The following is a 21,052-nucleotide window of genomic DNA, read 5'->3' on the forward strand; positions in this document are numbered from 1 at the left end:
GAAAATCCTAAACAATCACTTTTCTTATTTTATTCTATATACTAGGAATATAGTCAAGCAAAAGATACTCTAAGTAGCTTGGCGCTGTCAAAAAATATGTAGAAAATACTTGTTAGTCATCAGAATCAGCATCAGACTCGTTATTTATTAATAAAGAAACGTCAGCGAAGCGAAATACTTTGTTAAGTACCCGACGCTGACGTTTTTTTACTTTTGTATGCGTTTTATCGCTTCACGTTTCATGCTGCATTCCGCGCCATAGGCAGACTTGTCCTCGAAGCCATACCAACGAGCGAAGCAACCGCCGCCGCACAATTTAAAATCATCGCATTGGCGGCAAAAATCCATTGATTCGGCAATCACCTGCTTAGTTTTTTCTATCAGAGCAGGCTCTAAACCGTTATAGACATTGCCAAGGTAAAAATCAGCATTGCCTACTAGCGAGGAGCATGCGTAAATATCACCCTTGGCATCCACAAAAGCTGCTTCACCGTTCATAGCATAACAATGACCGAAGGTCAGACTGCAATCCTTGCACAAAAGTTGCGCGCGCTCCTGCTGCGCAATCGCTATGCGCATTCCTGTGAGCTTCGCCATCTCATCGCAGCGCGCAAAAACGCGCTGCATAGCCTGCTGCATTGCTGCAGGCGTAGGCGGCTGCAGATTGCGTCCGCGTCCCTGCCAACGCAGGATGTCAAAGCCGATTTTGCGGATGTTGCCCAAAAAGTAGGCAAAATCCACGATACCTTCCAGCGTATCTACGTTTTCTGATGTCACTACGCAGGTTACGCCGCAGGCAATATTGTTGCGGCGCAAAACCTCAATGCCCTTGAGGATTTCGCCGGTTGCACCGTAGCCATTCTTTTTCAGCCTCAGCTTATCGTTAACCGCCGGTCTGCCGTCCAGGCTTACGCCGATAGCCACCTTGTTTTTATAAAGGTATTTCGCAATCTTATCGGTAAGCAGAGAACCGTTCGTCTGCAGCTGCAGTACGGCAGGCAGCTTTTCCTGATGCACGTAGTCTGCCACTGCCTGCAGGCAGGCAAAGTTCAGCAGCGGCTCGCCGCCGCTGAACTGAATCACAAAGCGTTCACCGCTGGCTGCTGCCAGCTTAACTGCTGCCAGAGCAGTGGAAGCTGACATCATAGTGCGGTCATGCTCGGCAGCATAGCAGTAGCGGCAGGCAAAATTACACTGGCCGGTCAGGCTCAGCACCAACATTTTAATGCTCATCTGCTCTGTCCTCCAGCTCGCCTTCCATATCCAAATAGAGCTTTTGCAGCTCCTCTTTAGTTTCCGGCTTCGCCTGCCACAGTCCGCGCTGCTCTGCCTCCAGCAGAATCTCCGTCATGCGCTGCAGCGCCCAAGGGTTCACATCGCGCAGCCATTCCTGCACTACCGGGTCAAAGGTATATTTTTCGGCATATTTTTCGTACATCCAGTCTTCCATAACGGCGCTCGTCGCATCCCACTGGAAGCCATGTGCAATCATGTTGGCCATATCGGCAGCGCCCTTATAGCCATGCTGCATCATGCCTTTGATAAACTTGGGATTGATAGCCTCACTGCGGAACAGACGCTTCGCCTCCTCCTGTACGCTGTGCATCGTCACGCGCGTTCTGTCGGTGCTGTCGCCGCAGTAGGAGCGCGGCGCACTGCCCTTAATCGAGCGGACTGCGGCAATCATGCCGCCATGGTAGGCGTTATAGTCATCACTGCTGAGCATATTCGTTTCGTGGTTATCTTCATTTTTAATCGTGATATCCAAACTGCCCATACGCTTGCGGAACTGCTGCGGCAGGAATTTGCCCTTAGTTTTGCCGCCGTAGGCATGACCGCCCCAACGTACATAAACATCGGCAATATCATCAATTGTTTCCCAGTTCTTGCTTTCCAGCAGCGCCGCTACGCCTGCACCATAGGTTCCCTGCGCATCGCCAAAGACACGGAAGGCTGCCTGACGCCATGCAGCAGCGTGGTCCATGCCCTCCTGCTGCTCCAGCTCCTTGCTGTCCTCCTGAATATGCTTACGCACAAAGTTCAAATCATCGGGTTCATCCTGCTCCGCTGCCAACAGCACTGCCTTATCCATCACCTGCATTACTGAAGGCATAGTATCACGGAAAAGGCCGCTGATACGCGCCGTAACGTCAATACGCGGACGCTTGAGCTCCATCAGCGGAATGACCTCCAGGCCATTGATACGCAGGCTGCCGCTCTGGTACTTGGGACGGATACCCATCAGATAGAGGAATTCAGCAATGCACTGTCCATGGCTGCGCATATTCGCGCCGGACCAGAAAACCATGCCGATATTTTCCGGATAATGGCCTTCTTCCGCGATAAAGCGTTCTACCACCTGGTCGCCCAGCGTCTGGCCAATCTCCCAGGCCGCCGGAGTTGGCAGGCAGCGCGGGTCCACACCGTAGAAGTTGCGGCCTGTCGGCAGCAAATCGGCACCGCCGCTGGAGGGCGCACCGCTCGGACCGGGCTCGATATATTCGCCTTCAAAGCCACGCAGCATATTGGTAATTTCCTGCTTCGTCAAAAGCAGATTGGGATACAGTGTATCTACAATATAGTTGCAGACAAGCTCCAGCTTTTCACGGCTTTCTGCCGGTGCCTGCTGCACCCAGGGCAGCTGCATAGCATCGGCAACTGCTTCCTTGACAAAGTCGCGCTGCTGCAGGCAACGAATAAGCTCGCGGCATTGGTCAGCGATGCGGTCAATCAGCATACCATAGGTAATATTCAGCGGTTCATATATAAGGCTGCTGTTTTCCAGCAGATAGTAATAATCAAAGCCATACAGCGCTGCAATCGCCTGCGTCAGACTGGGGATATTGCCGTTGTCCAGGCGCAGCAGCAGCCACAGATAATCCTCCAGCTGCTGCTCCTCCGGCGGCTGGCCCATAATATGCAGGCCTGTGTGTACCTCCATATTCTTCAAATCCGTAATATAATTATGCAAATTCATCACGTATTCGTCGAAAGGCTTCTCCTCGTCATAAGCAACCTCGTCCTGCAGGTTAGCCACGGCAACCTTTTCCAGTACTAAATCCTTCAGACGCGGCAGATTATCCGGCTGCGTGCTGCTGAAGTGCACATATTCGTCCATCAGCTTTTCCAGCTCCTCCAGCTCGTCGTACACGCCCGCCTGTGTCTGCGGTGCCGGCAGATGCTCAATCAGGCAGGCAGCGCCACGGCGCTTCGCCTGAATACCTTCGCCCGTAATGGTGATGTTATAGGGATAAATATTCGGCAAATCACCCAGCGACAAATCAGGATAGCAGCTGCAGTCCAGGCCGGCATTCTTGCCCGGCAGCCATTCCAGGCTGCCATGCGTGCCGATATGCGCAACGGCATCTGCCTGCCACACATCGCGTACCCAACGGTAGAAGGCCAGATATTGATGCGTCGGTGCAACGTAAGGATCGTGGTAAATCTTCTCCGGGTCCTCGCCAAAACCACGCGGCGGCTGTACCGTTACGAAAACATTACCGTTCATCGTTCCAGGTACCAGGATATCGCCGTCATATTCCATGACAGTGCCCGGCGCTTCGCCCCAGTCCTTCACCAGCTGCTCCTGCACCTTTTTATCCATCAGCGCAAAGAACTCTTTATATTCTGCACCCGTAAGCTTGTTGGCCGCTTCAACCTGCTTTTCTGTCAGCATGCTGCGGTCATTGGTGGCATTGGCCGTCAGCAGCTTGATAAATTCCTTCGTGTCCTCTGGAATCCAGTCAACCTTATAGCCACGCTCGCGCATAGCAGCCAGCACGCGACGGATACTTTCAATGGTATTCAAGCCTATGGCACTGCCGATGTTGGAATTACGCGGCGGATAGTTATGGAAGATAATCGCAATTTTTTTCTCGCTGTTGGCCTTGTGGCGCAGCATCGCCCACTTCTTCGCCTTGGAAGCCATGCGCTTTACACGCTCCGTATTCGGCAGATAGCGTACATCACCGTTCTCCAGAATTTTTTTATGTGCTACAGGCACACCATGAATGATGCCATCAAATTCCGGCAGGGAAACGCTGATAGAAACCTCCATCGCGTTCATGCCTTCAAAGCTGTCCTTCCATTCCTCGAAGGGCGCAATTGTCGTATAAGCAGCCAAAACCGGCACGTTAAGCTTTTTCAGATAGTCCAGGTTAATCGAACCACCGGTAGTCATGGAAAACTTCATCACGTTCAGCAGCACATCAATTGCCGGTACACCGTCCGCAGTACAGAAGAAGCTGTTGAAAACCTGCGTCAGACTGGGCATGCCCATTTCCTCAAGCGGCATACCGTTGCTGAACACGCAGACAGCGTTGACGCCCTGTGCTTCCAGCTCCTTTATCATCGCAGTCTGGTAGGTCAAATCGCCCCACACCCATTCGTCGCGGTAAAAAAGAATACCTGCTGTCGGGCGGCCGCTGACGCAAAAATCACGCTGATATTCGGCTAAATCAGTATAAACCTTCTTCGCCCGCGGATGATAAATACCGCACCAGTGAATCGGATTCGGCTCATCGACTGTAATTGCTTCGCCCTGCAACAGCTGCTGCAGATATTGCCACAGATTGTAATAGTTGATTTCGCCGCCAAACATGCAATATTTTTTGATAACTGCAAGCTGCTCTGGTGTCAGTCCCTGCGCCAGCTCGCCCTCCTTGCTGCCGGCAGCATCAATATAAAAGGGCAGGCGCAGCTTCTTCAGCAGGCTGACGCAGCGCTGCAGAAACGGTGTGTCCAGACCTGTACCCATCCATTTCATAATAACCAGCTTGGAGCCGGCAAGCTCCTTGTGCCATTTATCCTCCCAAACCGTCGCATCGGTAATCCAGCGGCAGGCGCAGGCATTATCCAGCTTGCCCTCCTGCTGCAGCTTTTCCATAGTCTGCTGCATCATGCCCATGCGGCGGATAACATTCGTCAAGAAAATAACCTTCATAATCTCTACCTCATCTTAAAAGAACTGCTTCTGCATTCTGCGCAGCAGATACAGGAAATACGGCGTACCTAAGAACGCTGTCATAATGCCTACACGCACCTCTGCCGGCGGCATAATAATGCGTCCCAGCGAGTCACAAAATACCAAAAAGGCTGCGCCGCCAAGTGCGCTGGCAGGCAAAAGCACTCGATGGTCAGGACCAATCAGCATACGCATCATATGCGGAATAACTAGGCCGACAAAGCCGATATTGCCGCTGACGCAAACGGAGGTAGCAGTAGTCATAGCAGCTACGAAAAGCAAACCCATGCGGAAAGCGGTAACAGGCATACCAACGGCTTTGGCTTCTGTTTCGCCCAGCACCAGAATGTTCAGGTGACGTGCCAGCATGCACATAATCACAATACCGCACAGCACAGGTCCCATTGCCAGATATACGTGCTCCCAACGGCGATAATCAAGACCGCCGACCATCCAGAACAGATATTGCTGCAGCTTCTGCTCGTTCATAAAGGTGAGCAGGCCAGAGGTAATCGCGCCCAAAAGCATACCTACGGCAACACCTGCCAAAAGCAGCGTCATAACAGGTATTTTACCATTGCGCATCGCCAAAAATACCGTCAGACACACAGCACAGATACTGCCGCAAAAGGCAAAGGCCGGCATAGCAAACATGCTGCCGGAGGCTGCACCTAAAGCAATAGACAGCACGGCGCCGGTAGCAGCACCGGAAGAAATACCGATAAGACCGGGATCAGCCAGCGGGTTGCTGAAGATACCCTGCATTACAGCGCCGGAAATACCTAGCGCCGCACCAACCAGCACGCCTACCAGCATACGCGGCAGACGGATATACCAAATAACGGCAAGCTGCTCCCTGCTGTAATCAGCCTCGGTAAAGCCGGGCAGATTCAGCTGAGTGCCGATAACAGCCAACGCCTTACCTACAGGCACATCTATCTGGCCGAAGGTCAGAGATACACAGGCAATAACAACTAAGAGAACTGCTAAAAGAATAATAGCCAAAGGACTCCGTTCACGTTTAATAATCATCTACAAACACACTTCCTCAAAAAATTTCCGGATATACAGCATGCGCGATGTTTTCAATAGCATCGACAATATGCTGGCTGGCAACATAGCGGTATTTGTCCGAAACAAACTTAATCTGCTTGTTGCGTACAGCCTTGACATCGCGATAAGCGGGGTCATTCATTACGGCATAAGCATAACCCTGCACATCCTGTTTATTGTTATAATTCCAGGTTGGCAGCATAAAAATATCCGGATTTATGCGTACCACCTGTTCCTTGCTGATAGCAGGCATACCATGCTCGCTCTTGTTTTCATCGGCAACAATGGCCGCGCCGTTGATTACATGCGCCATCGTCAGCATGCTGTCGAGCAAATCTCCTCTACGCCCCATGGCAGAGGTAAAATTAAAGGCGACGGCAACGCGCCTTTGGCTTGACGGAATCTGGCGCAAGCGTTTTTGCAGCTGCTGCAGGTGCGTGTCCATCTTCTGCACCATCAGCTCCCCCTGCTGCTTTTCGCCCACCGCTGCAGCTATGCCGCGGATTTTGTCGCACATCTCCTTGTAATTATGCGGACTGCGCGCTATATATACAGGCACGCCCAAGCCCTCCAGACTGCGGACCAAATCACTGGAGGTGGCTGTTGAAGCAACGACAAGGTCAGGCTGCAGGGCGTAAACAGCTTCCGTATTTTCCGGCACCTTGCGTCCCACGGTATAAGCCTGCTCCTTGGTAATAAAGCTGATTTCGCTGTCGCCCGCCCAACGGCTGTAGGCCATAATACGTTTGATATCAACCAAATCAGTAAGGATTTCATCCGTACCATAGGTAAGCGAAACTATCCGTTGCGGCTTATGCTCAAAATGCAGCGTCCGTCCGGCATCGTCCGTAACGCTATAGGCCACATCCGCCGCCGGCGAAGCAGGAACATCGCCAGCCTGCTGCTTACTGCATCCTGCAGTAAATACCAAAAGCAACAGGCTTATAATCATCAATAGCTTTTTCATAGACCACCTACTCTACTTTATTCTTTTTCCTGCGGATAAAGCAATTCCACAGTCGCTCCAGCATGTAAGCACTGCCCTGCAGGCCTACCATCGGCTGCTTGGTAATAAACACCTCATCATTCGTAGGATAGCAGATATTGCAGGCATCAAAGCGGCACTGCTTTCTGCGGTAAAGGACCGAGCTTTCGCTGCTGCTGCTCAGCAGCAGTACATTGTCACAGGTTTTAAAATATTCGCTGATGGCAGCATCGTCCACGCCAACAGTATAAATCGCCTCTGCGGTGTCGCAGGCAGGCGCGTCCTTGAGCGCTTGTTGGCAGATAACCGTCAGCCTGCCGATATCAGTCCATTCCGTGCGCAACGTCTGTGCGAGGCACAGCGCCTGTGTAGCAGGCGCGCTGACGAGCACGTTGTCAAACCACATGCTGCCCCAAAGCGCAATCGCTTCATTATTACGGCTCAGCAAATAATTATCCTGCGCCTGTGCTTCTGCCGTCACCTTATCCAACGCAGGAGCCGGCAGCTGCGCATTGATCTGCTGCAGCCAGCGCAGCGTTCCCTGTACACCGTAAGGCAGACCGGAAAAAATATACGGCGTGCCGTATTGCTTCTGCAGATATTCTGCCAGCGGCAGTCCCAGCTCCGCATTGGTAACAATGTTCAGCGAAGCCTCCGGCAAACGCTCCAGCTCCTCCAGCGTGCATTCGCAGCCGGGAGTGCAAAACACCTCATAGCCTGCCAGCTGCAGTAAGCGTTTTATTTCCTGCGTATCGGCAGCACCCTGCAGATAAAATTCCGACTGTCCCAAAATATTGACTGCCAAGGGCTTTGCTGTCGCAGTCTGCGGCAACAGCTGCGCAAACAGCTTCTTGGCAGCCTTAGCGTAACCTTCGGCAAAGCCGCCGACCATACCGCCGCTGTCCAGTGTAACTACGGGGAACGGCAGCTGCAGCTTGCGCGCCATGCCTGCCAGGTCATCACCGATTAAGCTCAGCGAGCAGCTGCTTTCCAAAAGCAGTACCGACGGCTTGTGACCATCCTCCAGCATGCGCTGCAGCTCCTGCGTTACATATTCCTCGGAGCCATAAATAACAGCGTTATTGTCAGGCTGTGAACCAAAAAAGCGCGTATACATATCGGGGCGCGCCTTTTCCAGATGGCGTAAAGCATAAAAATAACACCACAACGGTCCGTTAATCAAAACCTCACTCTTATCAATAGCAGCAAAAAAGGCACCTGCACCTGTCAGCGCACAGGTATCCACACGCTCGCAGATATTGCCCCAGCCTTGCTTTTCAGACATAGCGCACGCCTCCCTTCAGTCTGCTGCACAGACTCTGATAGATTCCCTGCATCATTTTGACTTCACCGGCAACAGCAACCTGCGGCAGCATTGGCAGGAAAATCTGGCGTGCTTCCTTATTCTGCAGCTCATGCGTTGTCAGCACGATGTCCGCATCTGCTACCAGCTTTTCACCCTCAGCCGTAGTATATACAGGTACATCGCTGTTTTCCTGCACAACCTTCAGCATCGCTTCCCGCTCATCACCGTCATAGGAATCCAGTAAAATAATGCCAGTAAGATTCAAGCTCAAAAGCTTGATAGTCTGCAGGATATTCCCCGGGTGAAAATATCTTAGGATACGGCCGATGCACAGCACTGTTTTCTTGCCTTCCGTCACCGGCAGAAAATGCTGCAGCTGCTCATTTAAGCGCTGCTGCTCCAGCTTGAGCACCTGCTGAGCCAGTGCCTCATGCCCCAGCATACGGCCGATGCTGATAATCCAGTCCTGCGTTTCCTGCCAGCCGACAGGATAAATATCGGCCAGATAATGTGTGCCGTATTTTTCCTCCAGCTGCTCTGCAACCTTACGCAAGCCGATATGCGTCTGCCCCCTGCCGCCAAGCACAACAGCATATTCGGCAGACGCCACCTTTTCCAGCTCATCCATAGCCATATAGCCGGGGAACTGACCGATGACCTCTACGCCGAATTCCTGCAGAATCCGCGTAACCTCTTTCGCATAATGCCCCCACGGGCCACCGTTATCGCCTAAAAGCAGCACGCTGTCCTTTTGCTTGGTGCAAGGCTTCACAAAGCGCTCCAACAGCTTTTGCGTAATTTCAAAATATCCGTCATAATATTCCGCACCCAAAAAGCCGCAGCATTCCACAGTAAGGATAGGAACATTATATTCCTCCTCCACCTCGCGTGCCACGGATTCCACATCGTCACCGATAACACCAGCCACGCAGGAATTGGCAATCATCAGGCATTTGGGCTTATAGGTTTCAATAGCAAAGCGCAAACATTTTTCCAAACGCGCCGCACCGCCGAAAATTGCGTCCTTTTCCTGCATCTGGCTGCTGAGCAGCGGCACAGAGCCCCATTGCTCGCGCTCATTCTCGGAAAGTGTGCGATATTGGGAATTTATATCCATTGTGCGTGCTACATGAGCACAGGCACGCGGGCTGTGAAAAACTACTACAGCGCCGTCCATATAGGCAACAGCGCGCCACACGCCCGGCATACTGCAGCTGCAGCTTTTGCGTGCGCTGTAAAAGCGTCTTGTTTTAATTGCCATATTCGGCCACCAGCTTTTCAAGCTCCTCAAAGCTCATCGGCGTAGGAATAGCCATGTTTTCATTATGCCAGATATCGTGCGCCAGCTGGCGGTAAACACCGGCCTGAGCACTTTCCGGTGCATATTGCAGCACCGTCTGGCGATTGTTTTCCGCTTTGTTGACGATAACGTCACGCGGAATGAAAGCAATCAGCTGCGTGTGCAGGCGTTTGGCAAATTCCTGCAGCAGCTGCTGCTCGTTCGGCGTATTGCGGCCGTTGCCGATGATGCCGCCAAGACGCACGCCGCCGCGCATAGCAAAGCGCTTAACGCCCTTGGCAATGTTGTTGGCAGCATACAGGCTCATCAGCTCACCGGAAGAAACAATATATATATCGGTTGCGTAGCCTTCGCGGATAGGCACGGCAAAGCCACCGCAGACTACGTCACCTAAAACGTCATACATAATCAGGTCCTCGTCCGTCAGCACCTCCAGTGAACGCAGCTTTTCCAGCGCCACGATAATGCCGCGGCCAGCACAGCCTACACCGGGCTCAGGACCACCGGCCTCTACGCATTTAATGCCATTGTAGCCTGTATGGACAATATCCTCTGCGGCAACCTCTTCATTGTCACGCACCATATCCAGCACAGTCTGGCTGCAGATGCGTCCCAGCAAAAGTCTGGTAGAATCATTTTTCGGGTCGCAGCCGATTTGGCACACCTTAAGACCTTCTTCGCTGAACGCAGCTGACAGATTTGATGTTGTCGTAGATTTGCCGATACCGCCCTTACCATAAATCGCAATTTTTTTCATTAGACATTGACCTCCATCCTATACTAAAAAACTCCTATTCAAATAGTAAGAAAATATGATATAATTTACTAGATAAAAAGGAGTGATACTACTCCTTCTAATATTAAACTATATACTAGTATTATAGTCAAGCTTATGAGGAACAATTATGATTAATAAAGACAAGCGAAAGTACTTTACTGCCGGCGAATTGGCAGCAATTTTTAATATATCCAAGCAGTCATTGCTCTACTATGACAAGGTTAACCTGCTTTCACCGGATTTCGTCAGCGAAAACGGTTACCGCAACTATTCAATTCAGCAGTTTCTGGATTTGGAAATCATTGTCAACCTGCGTGCGCTGGATATCAGCATCGCCAATATCAAAAAATATCTGGAGAACCGCAGCAAGGAGCATTTTCTGCAGCTGCTGGAGGATAAAACAGCGGAATGTCAGGCCATCATCCGCAGTAATCAGGAAATCTGCGACACCATCGAGCGCATCAAGGAGGATATGCACGTCAAGGAGCTTAATCCCTGCCGTCACATTACGCTCAGCTGGCAAAATGATCGTTTGCTGCGCCTGACGCCGCTTGCGGAAAGTGACGACGGCAAAAGCCGCATTACCAAATTTGCCCGCCATGGGCAAAGACGCGCGCATCACAAGGGAGCCTTGCCTAATCATGCAGGCTGGGTTTTAGACCAGGAAAGCTTTTTTAAAAAGCATGAATTTCAACGTTCACAGGCTTATTTTTCCTGCGTCACCAGCGCCACCAAGCACAGACAGTCCATTAAGATGACGTTGCCTGCCGGTCTGTATCTGGAAATTATTTTTTCGGGTACCTTTTGCGAGAACGCTGAAAATTTATCCCGGCGCATCGAACGCTTTCTACAGACGAATGATTTGGAGCCTGTCGGCAATATCTATATCCTGCCCTTGGAAAACCATTGGTTCTCCTGTGACTGTGAGCAGTATGTCAACAAAATCTTCCTGAAGGTTATAGACAAGAATATGCCCTCACTGACGTAAAAAGCTGCCGCATCGACTGATGCGACAGCTCTTTTGGTTCCGCTTGCATATAACAAAAAATAGTGCTAAAATATTAATAGAAAAAGGTGTTGCCGATAGACGGCTAGCCGCATTTAATGGTTTCTTTATAAAAAATAACCGCTACTGGGCAAAAGTGGGCGGTTATTTTTTACTATGTAAATTCCCTAACGCGAAACCAAGAGCAAAACAGCCAACGCCGAAGCTCATAATCCCTAAAAAGGTATCTATGGTCAACATGGGTAATCACCCCTCACGGTGAGATTTCCAGCAAAGCCGGATTTCTATAGCATCGGAGGGTCACAGTCCCTCCGTAGAGGGCTAACCGCCTACCGTTTTTGGCAGCACCATAAACATTATATCATATTTCGTCAAATAACAAAACTGAATTTCGCTTTAAATATTGCAAAAAAGCTGCCGCATCGACTGATGCGACAGCTCTTTTTTGTGCTTATTTGTGGTGGCAATGACCACTGGTTTCACCGTTCATGATTTTGCGGAAAACCTCATGCGCTTCGTCTGCGCTCTTACCGCTTTCCAATGCTTTTTTCATATGCACCATTGCAGTGCGATACTTTGCATGTGCTTCATCCTGCGGAATGGATTCAATGTCCATCGGGTTGAACTCCATTACCTTTTTGAAGATAGCATGGATTTCGTCGCTGGATTTGCCGGCCTTTTTAGCAGCCTCCACGTGCTTCATAGCACTTTCATAACGATGCTTGCCGTGCGGATCGGTCGGAATTTCAAATTTCGGATGCATATTATTCACCTCACTTCCTTGATTACAAGGATAATATACACTATATTCCCGCTATAAGGTCAAGCATATATTTTGTCTTTATCACCTGATATTAGCTCTCTTTTGCTGCAGGCTGCAGACGCAGTTCAATAATTTTATTGAACTGCTGCTTCCATGCCGTCAGCATGGAAGCAAGCGTGCCTTCTTCGATTAACTCTGCTTCAACAGTATATTGCTCTGCCAAAACCTTCAGCAGCTGTTGGCCTGCCATCTGCATCTCTGCGGCGCTGATCAGCTCCCACAGATGCTGGTCTAACAGATGCGCATACAGCGAAGTATATACCAGCATTATATCCTCTTTAGCCAGCTTTTCAGCAGCCAGCAGATATTCCGGCTTTACTACCGCAGCATCCTTTGCACTGTAGGACTGCCACATATCGCCCGCCTTGATCTCAAAGCGTTTGAGGCGGCGGAACACGTCATGCTGCTTTGCCGGTGTGAGGCCGGATTGCTTGGCCAGCGCTTTTTTTACTGCGTTCTTCACCGTCTTGCCAATCAGCTCGCCCAGCTTGGAATGCTTGCCTGCGCCCTCCATATACAGCTCGCTTTCACTGTTGGCAATAATAATCGTCTGATCTGTACCTGAGCCGGTAGCGATACCATTAGAGTATTTACTGCCCTCCAGCAGCTCCTGAATCGCAGCAGTCTTCGCCTCAGTGCAGGTCACCAGGGCACGTGCCATTGTACCTTCCGGCATGTCGCAATCAAGCAGCAGCATAATGTTGATTGTTCCGTATTTGGGCTTAGGCTGTGGCTTGTAGTAGTCAGCAGGATCGCCTGCACGTCCTCCGTTTGTTTCAATGCCGCCGGTTACGATAGCAGTAACTGTCAGCTCCTTAAAGCTCATGGTTTCAACAACAGCGTTTTCCATGCTTGCTGCCGTCCCCATGCCGCTCACCTTGTCCGGGTCCAGCGCCAAGCGCTTGGATACAAGGCGCATGTGCTCCACATAGGTGTCTGCCAGCATTTCGCAGGGCATGCCTGCTCCCTGCTTGGCATCATAATTATATACAGCAACGTAATCATCATGGTAGCCGCCATTATATAGCGATGTGCTTAAGATTTTGCGCGCTCCTGAAAAATAGATAACGATGCTTTTATCGTAAAAATAAACCTTATCTCCTGTCGACAAGGTACATAAATGTTCCGACATAATCAGCCTCCTTGAATGTGTATAATATAGAAGATAGTTTACAGTATATAGTAGTAGTAGTGTCAAGTAATTCACTGTGAACCTCTCCCACTTAAAATTACTTTGTAATTTTTGAAGTGGAAGCTTCTTCTTGGGAAGTAGTTGCTTTTATTAGCCAACTATATTTACCAAGCTATCCCCGTAGTTCCTACGGTTCTTTTTATTTTTAGACTGCTTGTCTGATTCTTAGACCTTCAGCCAATATATTTTTACTTGCATTTATATCTCTATCGTGATGAGTATGACAAATTGGACAAGTCCACTCTCTTATATCAAGAGTTTTCTTGCCATCTTTATAGCCACATACAGAGCATATTTGACTTGATGGATATAATCTATCAACTTTTATTATTTCTTTACCATACCATTTCGCTTTATACTCAAGTTTATTTATAAAACTAGCCCAAGATACATCTGCAATAGATTTTGCTAATTTATGATTATGAAGCAATCCTTTTGTATTTAAGTCTTCAATACAGATAATATCGTGGTTTTTGATAATATCCATACTTAACTTATTTAAGAAATCTGTTCTCATATTCATAATTTTTTCATGTATCTTAGCTACTTTAATTCTTTGTTTTTGATAATTTTTAGACTCACTTAAGTTCTTATTTGATTTTTTAGCAACTAAAAATCTTTTAGATAATTTTCTCTGTTCTCTTTTTAGTTTATCTTCTAATTGTTTTCTAAATTTAAGATTTTCAATTTTTTCTCCAGTAGAAAGAATAGCCATATCTTTAATACCTAAATCAATTCCCACTGCTGAATTAGTTTTTGGTAATTCTTGAATATCTGTTTCACATAACAAAGAGATAAAATACCTACCACTTCCATTACGCGAGATAGTAGCAGATTTTATTATACCCTCTATTTTTTTATGCACTTTAATTTTTACTAATTCTTTAAGTTTTGGAACTTTTAACCATTTTCCAAAAATATTTACAGTTCCATTTTGATTATTAGTTGTATAGCTTTGTACAGGATTTTTTTTAGATTTGAACTTAGGAAAGCCAATAGATTTATTTCTAAAAAAGTTTTTATATGCTTTGTCTAAATTCATTTGAGCATTAGCAAGAGCAAGACTATCAACTTCTTTTAGAAATTCATATTCTTTTTTATATTTTGCAGGAGTTGGATATTTTATCTTTTTATCAGGATTCCCTTTACTTTCTTCATATGTTTTAATTCTATCATTTAGCATAAGATTATAGACAAGGCGAACACAACCAAAAGTTTTACTAAAAAATATCTTTTGTTCATCGCTTGGATAAATTCTAAATTTATATGCTTTTAGCTGTATCATTAGTCCACCTCCTCACACTATTTTACACTAATATTATATCATAATTACTCAAAAATTTTCTAAAAAACAATAGGACAATTCATCACACCACTTATAGAAGTGGGTGACTTCTTGCCTGTTAGGTTTAAAAGTTCGGAAAGTGCTGCATATAGTGCTTCTACTATCAAGATTTTTGTAGCAAATTACTTTAGCACGCTAAAAAATCTCGTTTTGTGTAGATTTTCGCTGTTAAAAAATCTCGTTTTGTGTTAAAATAGACGTAGAAAAAATCTCGTTTTGTGTAGAAAATGTTGTTTTAAAAATCGCGTTTTATGTTATATAAGGAGCTGAAGCCATGCGCAGAAAAATTTATGATAAATTAACGGAATGGAAAAAAAATAACGGCGAGTCCGCACTACTCATCAAAGGCGCCCGCCGTGTCGGAAAAAGCTATATTGTGGAGCAATTTGCTAAGGCTGAATATAAATCTTATATCTTAATCGACTTCAACCAAGCATCTAACGAAGTAAAGGATTTATTCGAGCATTTCCTTACCGACCTAGATACCTTCTTCCTCTATTTATCAAGCATTTATAATATCAAGCTATACCCTCGCCAAACATTAATTATTTTAGACGAAGTACAGCTCTTCCCCCGCGCACGTTCTGCTATCAAATACCTTGTTGCCGACGGACGTTATGATTATATTGAAACAGGCTCATTAATATCCATAAAGAAAAATGTCAAAGATATTCTCATTCCCTCAGAAGAAGATCATCTGGAAATGTACCCTCTTGACTTTGAAGAATTTCTCTGGGCCCTAGGCAACGAAACGTTAATGAATGTAATTCGCGACTGCTTTGAAAAAAAGCGTCCTCTCGGTCAGGCTCTGCATCGCAAAGCTATGAACTATCTGCGCCAATACATCATCGTCGGCGGCATGCCACAAGCTGTTGACACCTTCATCAAGACCAATAATTTCGACAAAGTCGATAAGGTTAAGCGCAGGATTCTGAATTTATATCGTGACGATATCCGCAAGCACGCTGACAATTATGCGTTAGACGTAGAAGCTATTTTCGAGGAAATTCCTTCACAGCTCAAAAATCAGCACCAGCATTTCAAGCTTTCATCTATTAAGCAAGGCGCCCGTTTCAATGAATACAAAGACGCCATCTTCTGGCTCTCTGATGCCATGATAGCTAATAACTGCTATAATTCTACCGAACCTAATATAGGTTTGCGTTTAAATCTTGATAAACGACTGCTGAAATGCTATATGGCCGATACCGGTCTGCTCATCAGCCATGCCTTTGATGAAAACAATCTGGTCAGTGAAGAAATTTATAAAAAGCTCTTGTTCGACAAATTGGAGGTAAACAGAGGCATGATTGTGGAAAACACTGTAGCACAAATGCTTGTTGCTAGTGGTCACAAGCTCTACTTTTACGCCAATGCTTCCCGTGATGATGTAGCTTCACGTATGGAAATTGATTTTCTCATTGCCAAAAGTAAAATCAGCAATAGGCATAACATCTCCCCTATCGAAGTAAAGTCCAGCAAAAATTATACCTTATCCTCTATCCGCAAATTCATCAATAAATATACTGAACAGCTACACACGCCTTACGTCCTGCATACCAGCGACCTAAAGGAAGAAGACGGCATTGTATATTTGCCTCTTTATATGACGCCTTTACTTTAGCACGCTAAAAAATCTCGTTTTGTGTAGATTTTCGCTGTTAAAAAATCTCGTTTTGTGTTAATGCGTGCTCAGGAAAATTTTCTATCTACTACTAACAGCCCTGAAAAAAATGCTATAATATAAGAAAATACGAATTACGATGTATATGCATAACGAACGAGAGGAGGCTATACTCCATGCAAAATAAATTACCTTTGCCTATCGGCGCATCGAATTACAAGCTCGTAAGCACGGAATACTATTATGTCGATAAAACGCTTCTGATTAAAGAGCTTCTCGACGAACGCGCTGTCATTACCCTCTTCACGCGCCCTAGACGTTTCGGCAAAACGCTGAATATGGACATGCTGCGCACATTCTTTGAAAAGACACCTGAAGATACCAGCAAATATTTCAAAGATAAAAAAATTTGGCAGGCAGGCGAAAAATACACAAGTCAGCAGGGAAAATATCCTATTATTTTTCTTTCTCTAAAGGACGTTAAATTTTCTAATTGGGAAATTGCTTTAGAGCTGTTAAAGGAAGTCATCAGAAATGAATATGCCAGACATCCAGAGCTAGAAAAAAGCACTGAACTCACTAAGGCTGACACAAACCTTTATCAAAAAATCGTCAATGACACTGCCTCTGATGCCAATTATCTTTTCAGTCTCGGCGCTCTCAGCAGAATGCTCCATGCACATCACAAGCTTGCGCCTATTATTATTATTGATGAATATGATACACCTATTCAGGAAGGCTATATCAATAGCTATTATCAGCAGGTGGTTGAGTTTATCAGAATTCTTTTTTCCTCTGCACTCAAAGACAATCCCCATGTTACGTTGGCAGTTCTCACAGGCATTTTGCGCATCACCAAAGAAAGTATTTTCAGCGGACTGAATAATATTCGTATATATTCAGTTCTTGATACTCAGTTCAGTAATTATTTTGGCTTTACTGCCGAGGAAGTACAGACTATGGCAGATTATTATCACGCTGTTGATAAGCTCTCAGAAATTCAACAATGGTACGATGGTTATAAGTTTGGCAATACGGAAATTTATAATCCTTGGTCTGTATTGTACTATTTCGGCAACAACTGTACAGCTCTACCCTATTGGGTGCAGACCTCTGGTAATGCAGTTATTCATGAGATATTGCAAAACCTCAACACCGATACCTGTGAAAGTTTAAGAGAATTATTAAATGGTATTACTTTAGACTCCATAATCAACACAAATATCATTTATCCTAATCTAAAGGACATGGAAAGTAACATTTTTAGCTTCCTGCTCATGACAGGCTATCTAAAATCCGTTAACACTACTATAGATGACCGAGGTACGTATATCTGCCAGCTTGCTATTCCCAATAAAGAGGTTCAAAGCGTTTATTGCAATGAAATACTCTCCCTATTAAGTAACCATATCGGAGAAAATATCGTCCACACGCTTAACCAAGCATTAGTCACTAAAAATACTGCTTCCCTCAAAATAGCTTTAAAAACATTTCTCATGGAATCCATAAGCTATTACGACGGTTTGAAGGAAAACTATTATCACGGTTTGCTTCTAGGCATGAGTATTATTTTTTCTTCTGATTATTACCTTCTCTCCAATCGTGAAAGCGGTGAAGGACGCTATGATATCCAGTTACAGCCTAAAACTGCTGCTATGCCAGGCATCATTATTGAAATCAAGGCTGCTAAGGATGCGACGGAAGAAAAGCTGAAAGCTTTGGCAGCTAACGCCTTAGCGCAGATTGAAAGCAAAAAATATGATACAGAGCTACGCAAGCAAAGCATCAAAACTATTTACAAATACGGCATTGCCTTCAGTGGCAAGAAAGTAGAAATCGCAACAAATTAAGCTTTAACAACAACAAAACAGCTCCGAATGCACTGCGCATGCCGGAGCTGTTTTGCTTTATGAGAGTTTATGAGTTTATCTGGAGTGATGCTGCAGCGCTGCCATAGCAGCGCCGCAGCTAAGTATGAAAAAATGAGAGAGCTGAATTAATAGATTAGAACTCGAAGCGAAGACCTGCGTTCAGTTTCCACTTGCGTTCGAAGTTGCCGCCAAAGTCCTTAGCAATATCTGCATACAGATGAGCAGTCTTGCTGAAGTCATAGCTGCCACCAAGCTTCATTTCCATCCAGGTTTCTTCACCATTGAAGCTGGTGTGTTTTCTGTCGCCATCGTTTGCAAAGTAGCTTGCGCTGATGTCGCCATTGAACTCATGCGCTGCGAACAGGCCTGCATACAGACGGCCTTTTTCGCTCTTCATGCCTGCTTCAAAGCCCAGTCTGCCAACGAAGCTGCTGTAGCTGTCCTGAGAAATCTGCATGGTTGCGTTATCGGTATGAGCAGTGTAATCCTTGCTGCCTACCTGAGACCAGGTCAGCTGTGCTTTCGGAGTGAAGTAGGTATCCTCATCACCGAAGGTCTTGCCATATTCCATAGTCAGGCCATAAGCATTGGCTTTGTAATCGCCATGCAGCTTCAGGCTGCGGATTTCATTGTATACGTCGTATTCGTTTTGAACACGGCCAACCTTCGCTGCTACACGGAAGTAAGCATTGTTTTCATAGTTCTTCACGCCGTATACGCCCAGGCTGTACATCTGGTTATCGCCCTTGCCACCCAACAGATAGTTGGAGTCGCCGTTGCGGTAGTCAAATGCTACGCCGGTGTGCCAGCCGTTTGCTGCTGCCTTGTCGTAGCCAACCTGTACGCCATAGTAGGTGTTGCTGTCCTTCAGGCCGCTTACATCGGAGCTGGTCTTGCCGCCCAGTGCTTTTGCGAACATGCCATCTTCATCAGCCATGTCTGCACCGGTATAGGTGTCCTGCATGTTATCACGCCAGGTGTGCAGAGAGGTGGTTGCTGCGCTTCTTACGCCCTTCATGACAAAGGTTTCGTAATCGCCTTCGATGATCTTGTTCCAGTTTACACTGTCAAGGTCATATTGGCCCTTGCCGTTTTCATCCCAATGCAAAGTGCCGATGTTTTGGGATTTGCTGGAAGCTGTCAGACCATCAGCAATCTGTACCTTACCGCTCAGATTTTCGCCGTTTGCGGCATGATCCTTATAGGTAACCTTCTGTGCCAATGCCTTCAAGGTTGCTTCTACAGAATTCTTGTCCTTCATGTCGATACCTCTGTTATCGGTGGACAGGATTACACCGGAGCCTTTTGCTGCCTTGTCGATAATGGTATCGCCGGACTTGTAGTCGCTAACCTTATCGCCTGCACCCTCATGACTGTAGATGAAGGTTTCCCAACCGCTGTAATTAGCAATCTTGACTTCCTTAGTTCTCTTTTGCATATTAATGAAACCGGTTTCAGCCTCTGTTTTGCCACCATTGAGTGTCAGGCCTTTTGCGGTAGCTGCCGGAGCCTTAGCCATTCTCATCAGGGACATACCTGAAGCTTCGTCCTCGTCATCAGTCAGGTTCCAGGTTGCACCGTTAGCAATGTTCATTACGATGCTGCTGTCAGCATCAACATTATAAGCGCCGGTCAGAGTGGAGTTCTTGTCGTTCAGGCTGATTTCAACATTGCCGCCATTGCTTGCAGTTACGTTACTTTCAATAGTGCCGGTTGCATTACCGCTATCTACGGTAATGTTACCACCGTTGGCGTTGATATCACCCTTGATGTTCAGAACGCTGTTGTTGGTGTTGATATCTACATTAGCGCCTTCGCCTGCATTAATTGCAGCATCAGTACCGTTGATAACAGTGCTGCCATTCAAGGTTACGTTGCCTTTTACTGCGTCGATACCAACGTTGCCGCTGATTTCGGTGCTGCCCTTAACAGCAACATTTGCACCATCTGCCTTAATGCCAGTTTCACCCTTCAGCTCCAGCTTAGCCTTGGTAGTATCGATGTTGATGTCATTGGTAGATGCATCTACTGCTGCACCATTTTCAACATCAATCTTAGTCGGATTCTGAGTGAATACATATTTGCCGTCTTCCTTCAGGATACCGTCCTTCTTGTATTGATAATCAGTCTTAGCATCGCCAGTAATACCTTGGTTCTTTTCAGTAACTTCAGGCTTTTGGGTTTCCGGATAGGTGAAGCCAGGCTTCATGGAACCGTTCTCCAGGCTGCCCTTACCAGTTTCAGCATTGAAAGCGATGTTGCCAGTCTGCATTGCTTTACTGCTTGCAGTCAGGCCATCAGCAATCTTCACATAACCGGTCAAGTTATTTTCGTCCTTAGTGAAGTTGCTGTAGGTCAGCTTGCCTGCCAAGGTGTTCAGTACGTTAGCTACGCTGTATTCGTTATCCATTGCTACGCCGGTATTGTCGGTAATCATGGATACTACGGAGCCTTCTGCCGCATGTTTGATAATGGTGTCGCCTGCTGCGTAGTCGCTAGCTGCTTCGCCGTTGCCGGTATGAGCGTAGTAGATGTTGGTGTTGCCACTATAGTTATCAATAGTCAGGCTGTTGCTGTCCTTCTGGAAGATGTTGCCTGCTTTAGCATCGCTTGCACCGCCTGCGAAGTTAGTTACATGGCTGCCGTTGAACAAGGAATTGCCCTTCCAATCCTTTTCGGTAGAACCATGTACTTCATTGGTCCAGCTTGCACCATTTTGCAGCCACATATTGATCTGGCTGTTGTTGCCTGCCATGTAAGCTACGCCTTCCAGTGCGGATTTTTCCGTATCCAGAGCTACGTTGAT

14 protein-coding genes are annotated in these 21,052 nt (G+C 46.9%); 3 read left to right on the plus strand and 11 right to left on the minus strand.

Features of this window, described 5'->3' with window-relative positions:
- Positions 1–207 precede the first annotated feature (207 nt).
- The 7 genes from Q0G26_RS07750 to Q0G26_RS07780 are packed head-to-tail and all read right to left on the minus strand — an operon-like array spanning position 208 to position 10,364.
- A complete protein-coding gene (locus Q0G26_RS07750) occupies positions 208–1,233 on the minus strand; it encodes a radical SAM protein (RefSeq protein ID WP_293829617.1) in 1,026 nt (341 codons plus the stop codon).
- Positions 1,223–4,942, minus strand: coding sequence for a cobaltochelatase subunit CobN (cobN, locus tag Q0G26_RS07755; protein WP_293829618.1), 3,720 nt, complete (start codon positions 4,940–4,942; stop codon positions 1,223–1,225). Before cobN ends, Q0G26_RS07750 begins: the two co-directional genes overlap by 11 nt.
- A gap of 15 nt (positions 4,943–4,957) precedes the next feature.
- A complete protein-coding gene (locus Q0G26_RS07760; RefSeq protein ID WP_293829619.1) occupies positions 4,958–5,995 on the minus strand; it encodes an iron ABC transporter permease in 1,038 nt (345 codons plus the stop codon).
- Between the two features lie 16 nt (positions 5,996–6,011).
- A complete protein-coding gene (locus Q0G26_RS07765; protein WP_293829620.1) occupies positions 6,012–6,983 on the minus strand; it encodes an ABC transporter substrate-binding protein in 972 nt (323 codons plus the stop codon).
- 7 nt (positions 6,984–6,990) lie between these two features.
- Positions 6,991–8,286, minus strand: a complete 1,296-nt coding sequence (locus Q0G26_RS07770; RefSeq protein ID WP_293829621.1) for a nitrogenase component 1 — start codon at positions 8,284–8,286, stop codon at positions 6,991–6,993.
- A complete protein-coding gene (locus Q0G26_RS07775; protein ID WP_293829622.1) occupies positions 8,279–9,568 on the minus strand; it encodes a nitrogenase component 1 in 1,290 nt (429 codons plus the stop codon). The genes Q0G26_RS07770 and Q0G26_RS07775 overlap by 8 nt, the downstream gene beginning before the upstream one ends.
- Positions 9,558–10,364, minus strand: a complete 807-nt coding sequence (locus Q0G26_RS07780) for a nitrogenase iron protein NifH (protein WP_293829623.1) — start codon at positions 10,362–10,364, stop codon at positions 9,558–9,560. The genes Q0G26_RS07775 and Q0G26_RS07780 overlap by 11 nt, the downstream gene beginning before the upstream one ends.
- A gap of 148 nt (positions 10,365–10,512) precedes the next feature.
- Between Q0G26_RS07780 and Q0G26_RS07785 the strand changes: the two genes are divergently transcribed.
- The gene (locus Q0G26_RS07785) at positions 10,513–11,373 is read left to right on the plus strand and encodes a MerR family transcriptional regulator (RefSeq protein ID WP_293829624.1); all 861 of its coding nucleotides are present in this window, start codon (positions 10,513–10,515) and stop codon (positions 11,371–11,373) included.
- Positions 11,374–11,842: 469 nt separating this feature from the next.
- On the opposite strand, the gene Q0G26_RS07790 is transcribed toward Q0G26_RS07785, so the two are convergent.
- The 3 genes from Q0G26_RS07790 to tnpB all read right to left on the minus strand — a co-directional run bounded on the left by Q0G26_RS07790 (position 11,843) and on the right by tnpB (position 14,691).
- Positions 11,843–12,154: a hypothetical protein gene (locus tag Q0G26_RS07790; RefSeq protein WP_293829626.1), complete on the minus strand. Its 312-nt coding sequence runs from the start codon at positions 12,152–12,154 to the stop codon at positions 11,843–11,845.
- Positions 12,155–12,245: 91 nt separating this feature from the next.
- Positions 12,246–13,346, minus strand: coding sequence for an adenosylcobinamide amidohydrolase (locus Q0G26_RS07795; protein ID WP_293829627.1), 1,101 nt, complete (start codon positions 13,344–13,346; stop codon positions 12,246–12,248).
- 205 nt (positions 13,347–13,551) lie between these two features.
- Complete coding sequence (gene tnpB, locus Q0G26_RS07800) at positions 13,552–14,691, minus strand: IS200/IS605 family element RNA-guided endonuclease TnpB (RefSeq protein WP_293829629.1); 1,140 nt, start codon at positions 14,689–14,691, stop codon at positions 13,552–13,554.
- A gap of 334 nt (positions 14,692–15,025) precedes the next feature.
- On the opposite strand from tnpB, the gene Q0G26_RS07805 reads away from it, so the two are divergent.
- Complete coding sequence (locus Q0G26_RS07805; protein ID WP_293829631.1) at positions 15,026–16,375, plus strand: AAA family ATPase; 1,350 nt, start codon at positions 15,026–15,028, stop codon at positions 16,373–16,375.
- A gap of 194 nt (positions 16,376–16,569) precedes the next feature.
- Positions 16,570–18,225, plus strand: coding sequence for an AAA family ATPase (locus Q0G26_RS07810; RefSeq protein WP_293829633.1), 1,656 nt, complete (start codon positions 16,570–16,572; stop codon positions 18,223–18,225).
- Positions 18,226–18,379: 154 nt separating this feature from the next.
- On the opposite strand, the gene Q0G26_RS07815 is transcribed toward Q0G26_RS07810, so the two are convergent.
- The coding region (locus Q0G26_RS07815; RefSeq protein ID WP_293829634.1) for an autotransporter domain-containing protein at positions 18,380–21,052 on the minus strand (2,673 nt) is incomplete at its 5' end.

This window comes from uncultured Phascolarctobacterium sp. (assembly GCF_934190775.1).
Lineage (GTDB): Bacteria > Bacillota > Negativicutes > Acidaminococcales > Acidaminococcaceae > Phascolarctobacterium_A.

Coding starts and splice junctions, on each gene's coding strand:
- Q0G26_RS07750 (WP_293829617.1), bottom strand. CDS start 1,233: ATGAGCATTAAAATGTTGGTGCTGAGCCTGACCGGCCAGTGTAATTTT.
- cobN (WP_293829618.1), bottom strand. CDS start 4,942: ATGAAGGTTATTTTCTTGACGAATGTTATCCGCCGCATGGGCATGATG.
- Q0G26_RS07760 (WP_293829619.1), bottom strand. CDS start 5,995: ATGATTATTAAACGTGAACGGAGTCCTTTGGCTATTATTCTTTTAGCA.
- Q0G26_RS07765 (WP_293829620.1), bottom strand. CDS start 6,983: ATGAAAAAGCTATTGATGATTATAAGCCTGTTGCTTTTGGTATTTACT.
- Q0G26_RS07770 (WP_293829621.1), bottom strand. CDS start 8,286: ATGTCTGAAAAGCAAGGCTGGGGCAATATCTGCGAGCGTGTGGATACC.
- Q0G26_RS07775 (WP_293829622.1), bottom strand. CDS start 9,568: ATGGCAATTAAAACAAGACGCTTTTACAGCGCACGCAAAAGCTGCAGC.
- Q0G26_RS07780 (WP_293829623.1), bottom strand. CDS start 10,364: ATGAAAAAAATTGCGATTTATGGTAAGGGCGGTATCGGCAAATCTACG.
- Q0G26_RS07785 (WP_293829624.1), top strand. CDS start 10,513: ATGATTAATAAAGACAAGCGAAAGTACTTTACTGCCGGCGAATTGGCA.
- Q0G26_RS07790 (WP_293829626.1), bottom strand. CDS start 12,154: ATGCATCCGAAATTTGAAATTCCGACCGATCCGCACGGCAAGCATCGT.
- Q0G26_RS07795 (WP_293829627.1), bottom strand. CDS start 13,346: ATGTCGGAACATTTATGTACCTTGTCGACAGGAGATAAGGTTTATTTT.
- tnpB (WP_293829629.1), bottom strand. CDS start 14,691: ATGATACAGCTAAAAGCATATAAATTTAGAATTTATCCAAGCGATGAA.
- Q0G26_RS07805 (WP_293829631.1), top strand. CDS start 15,026: ATGCGCAGAAAAATTTATGATAAATTAACGGAATGGAAAAAAAATAAC.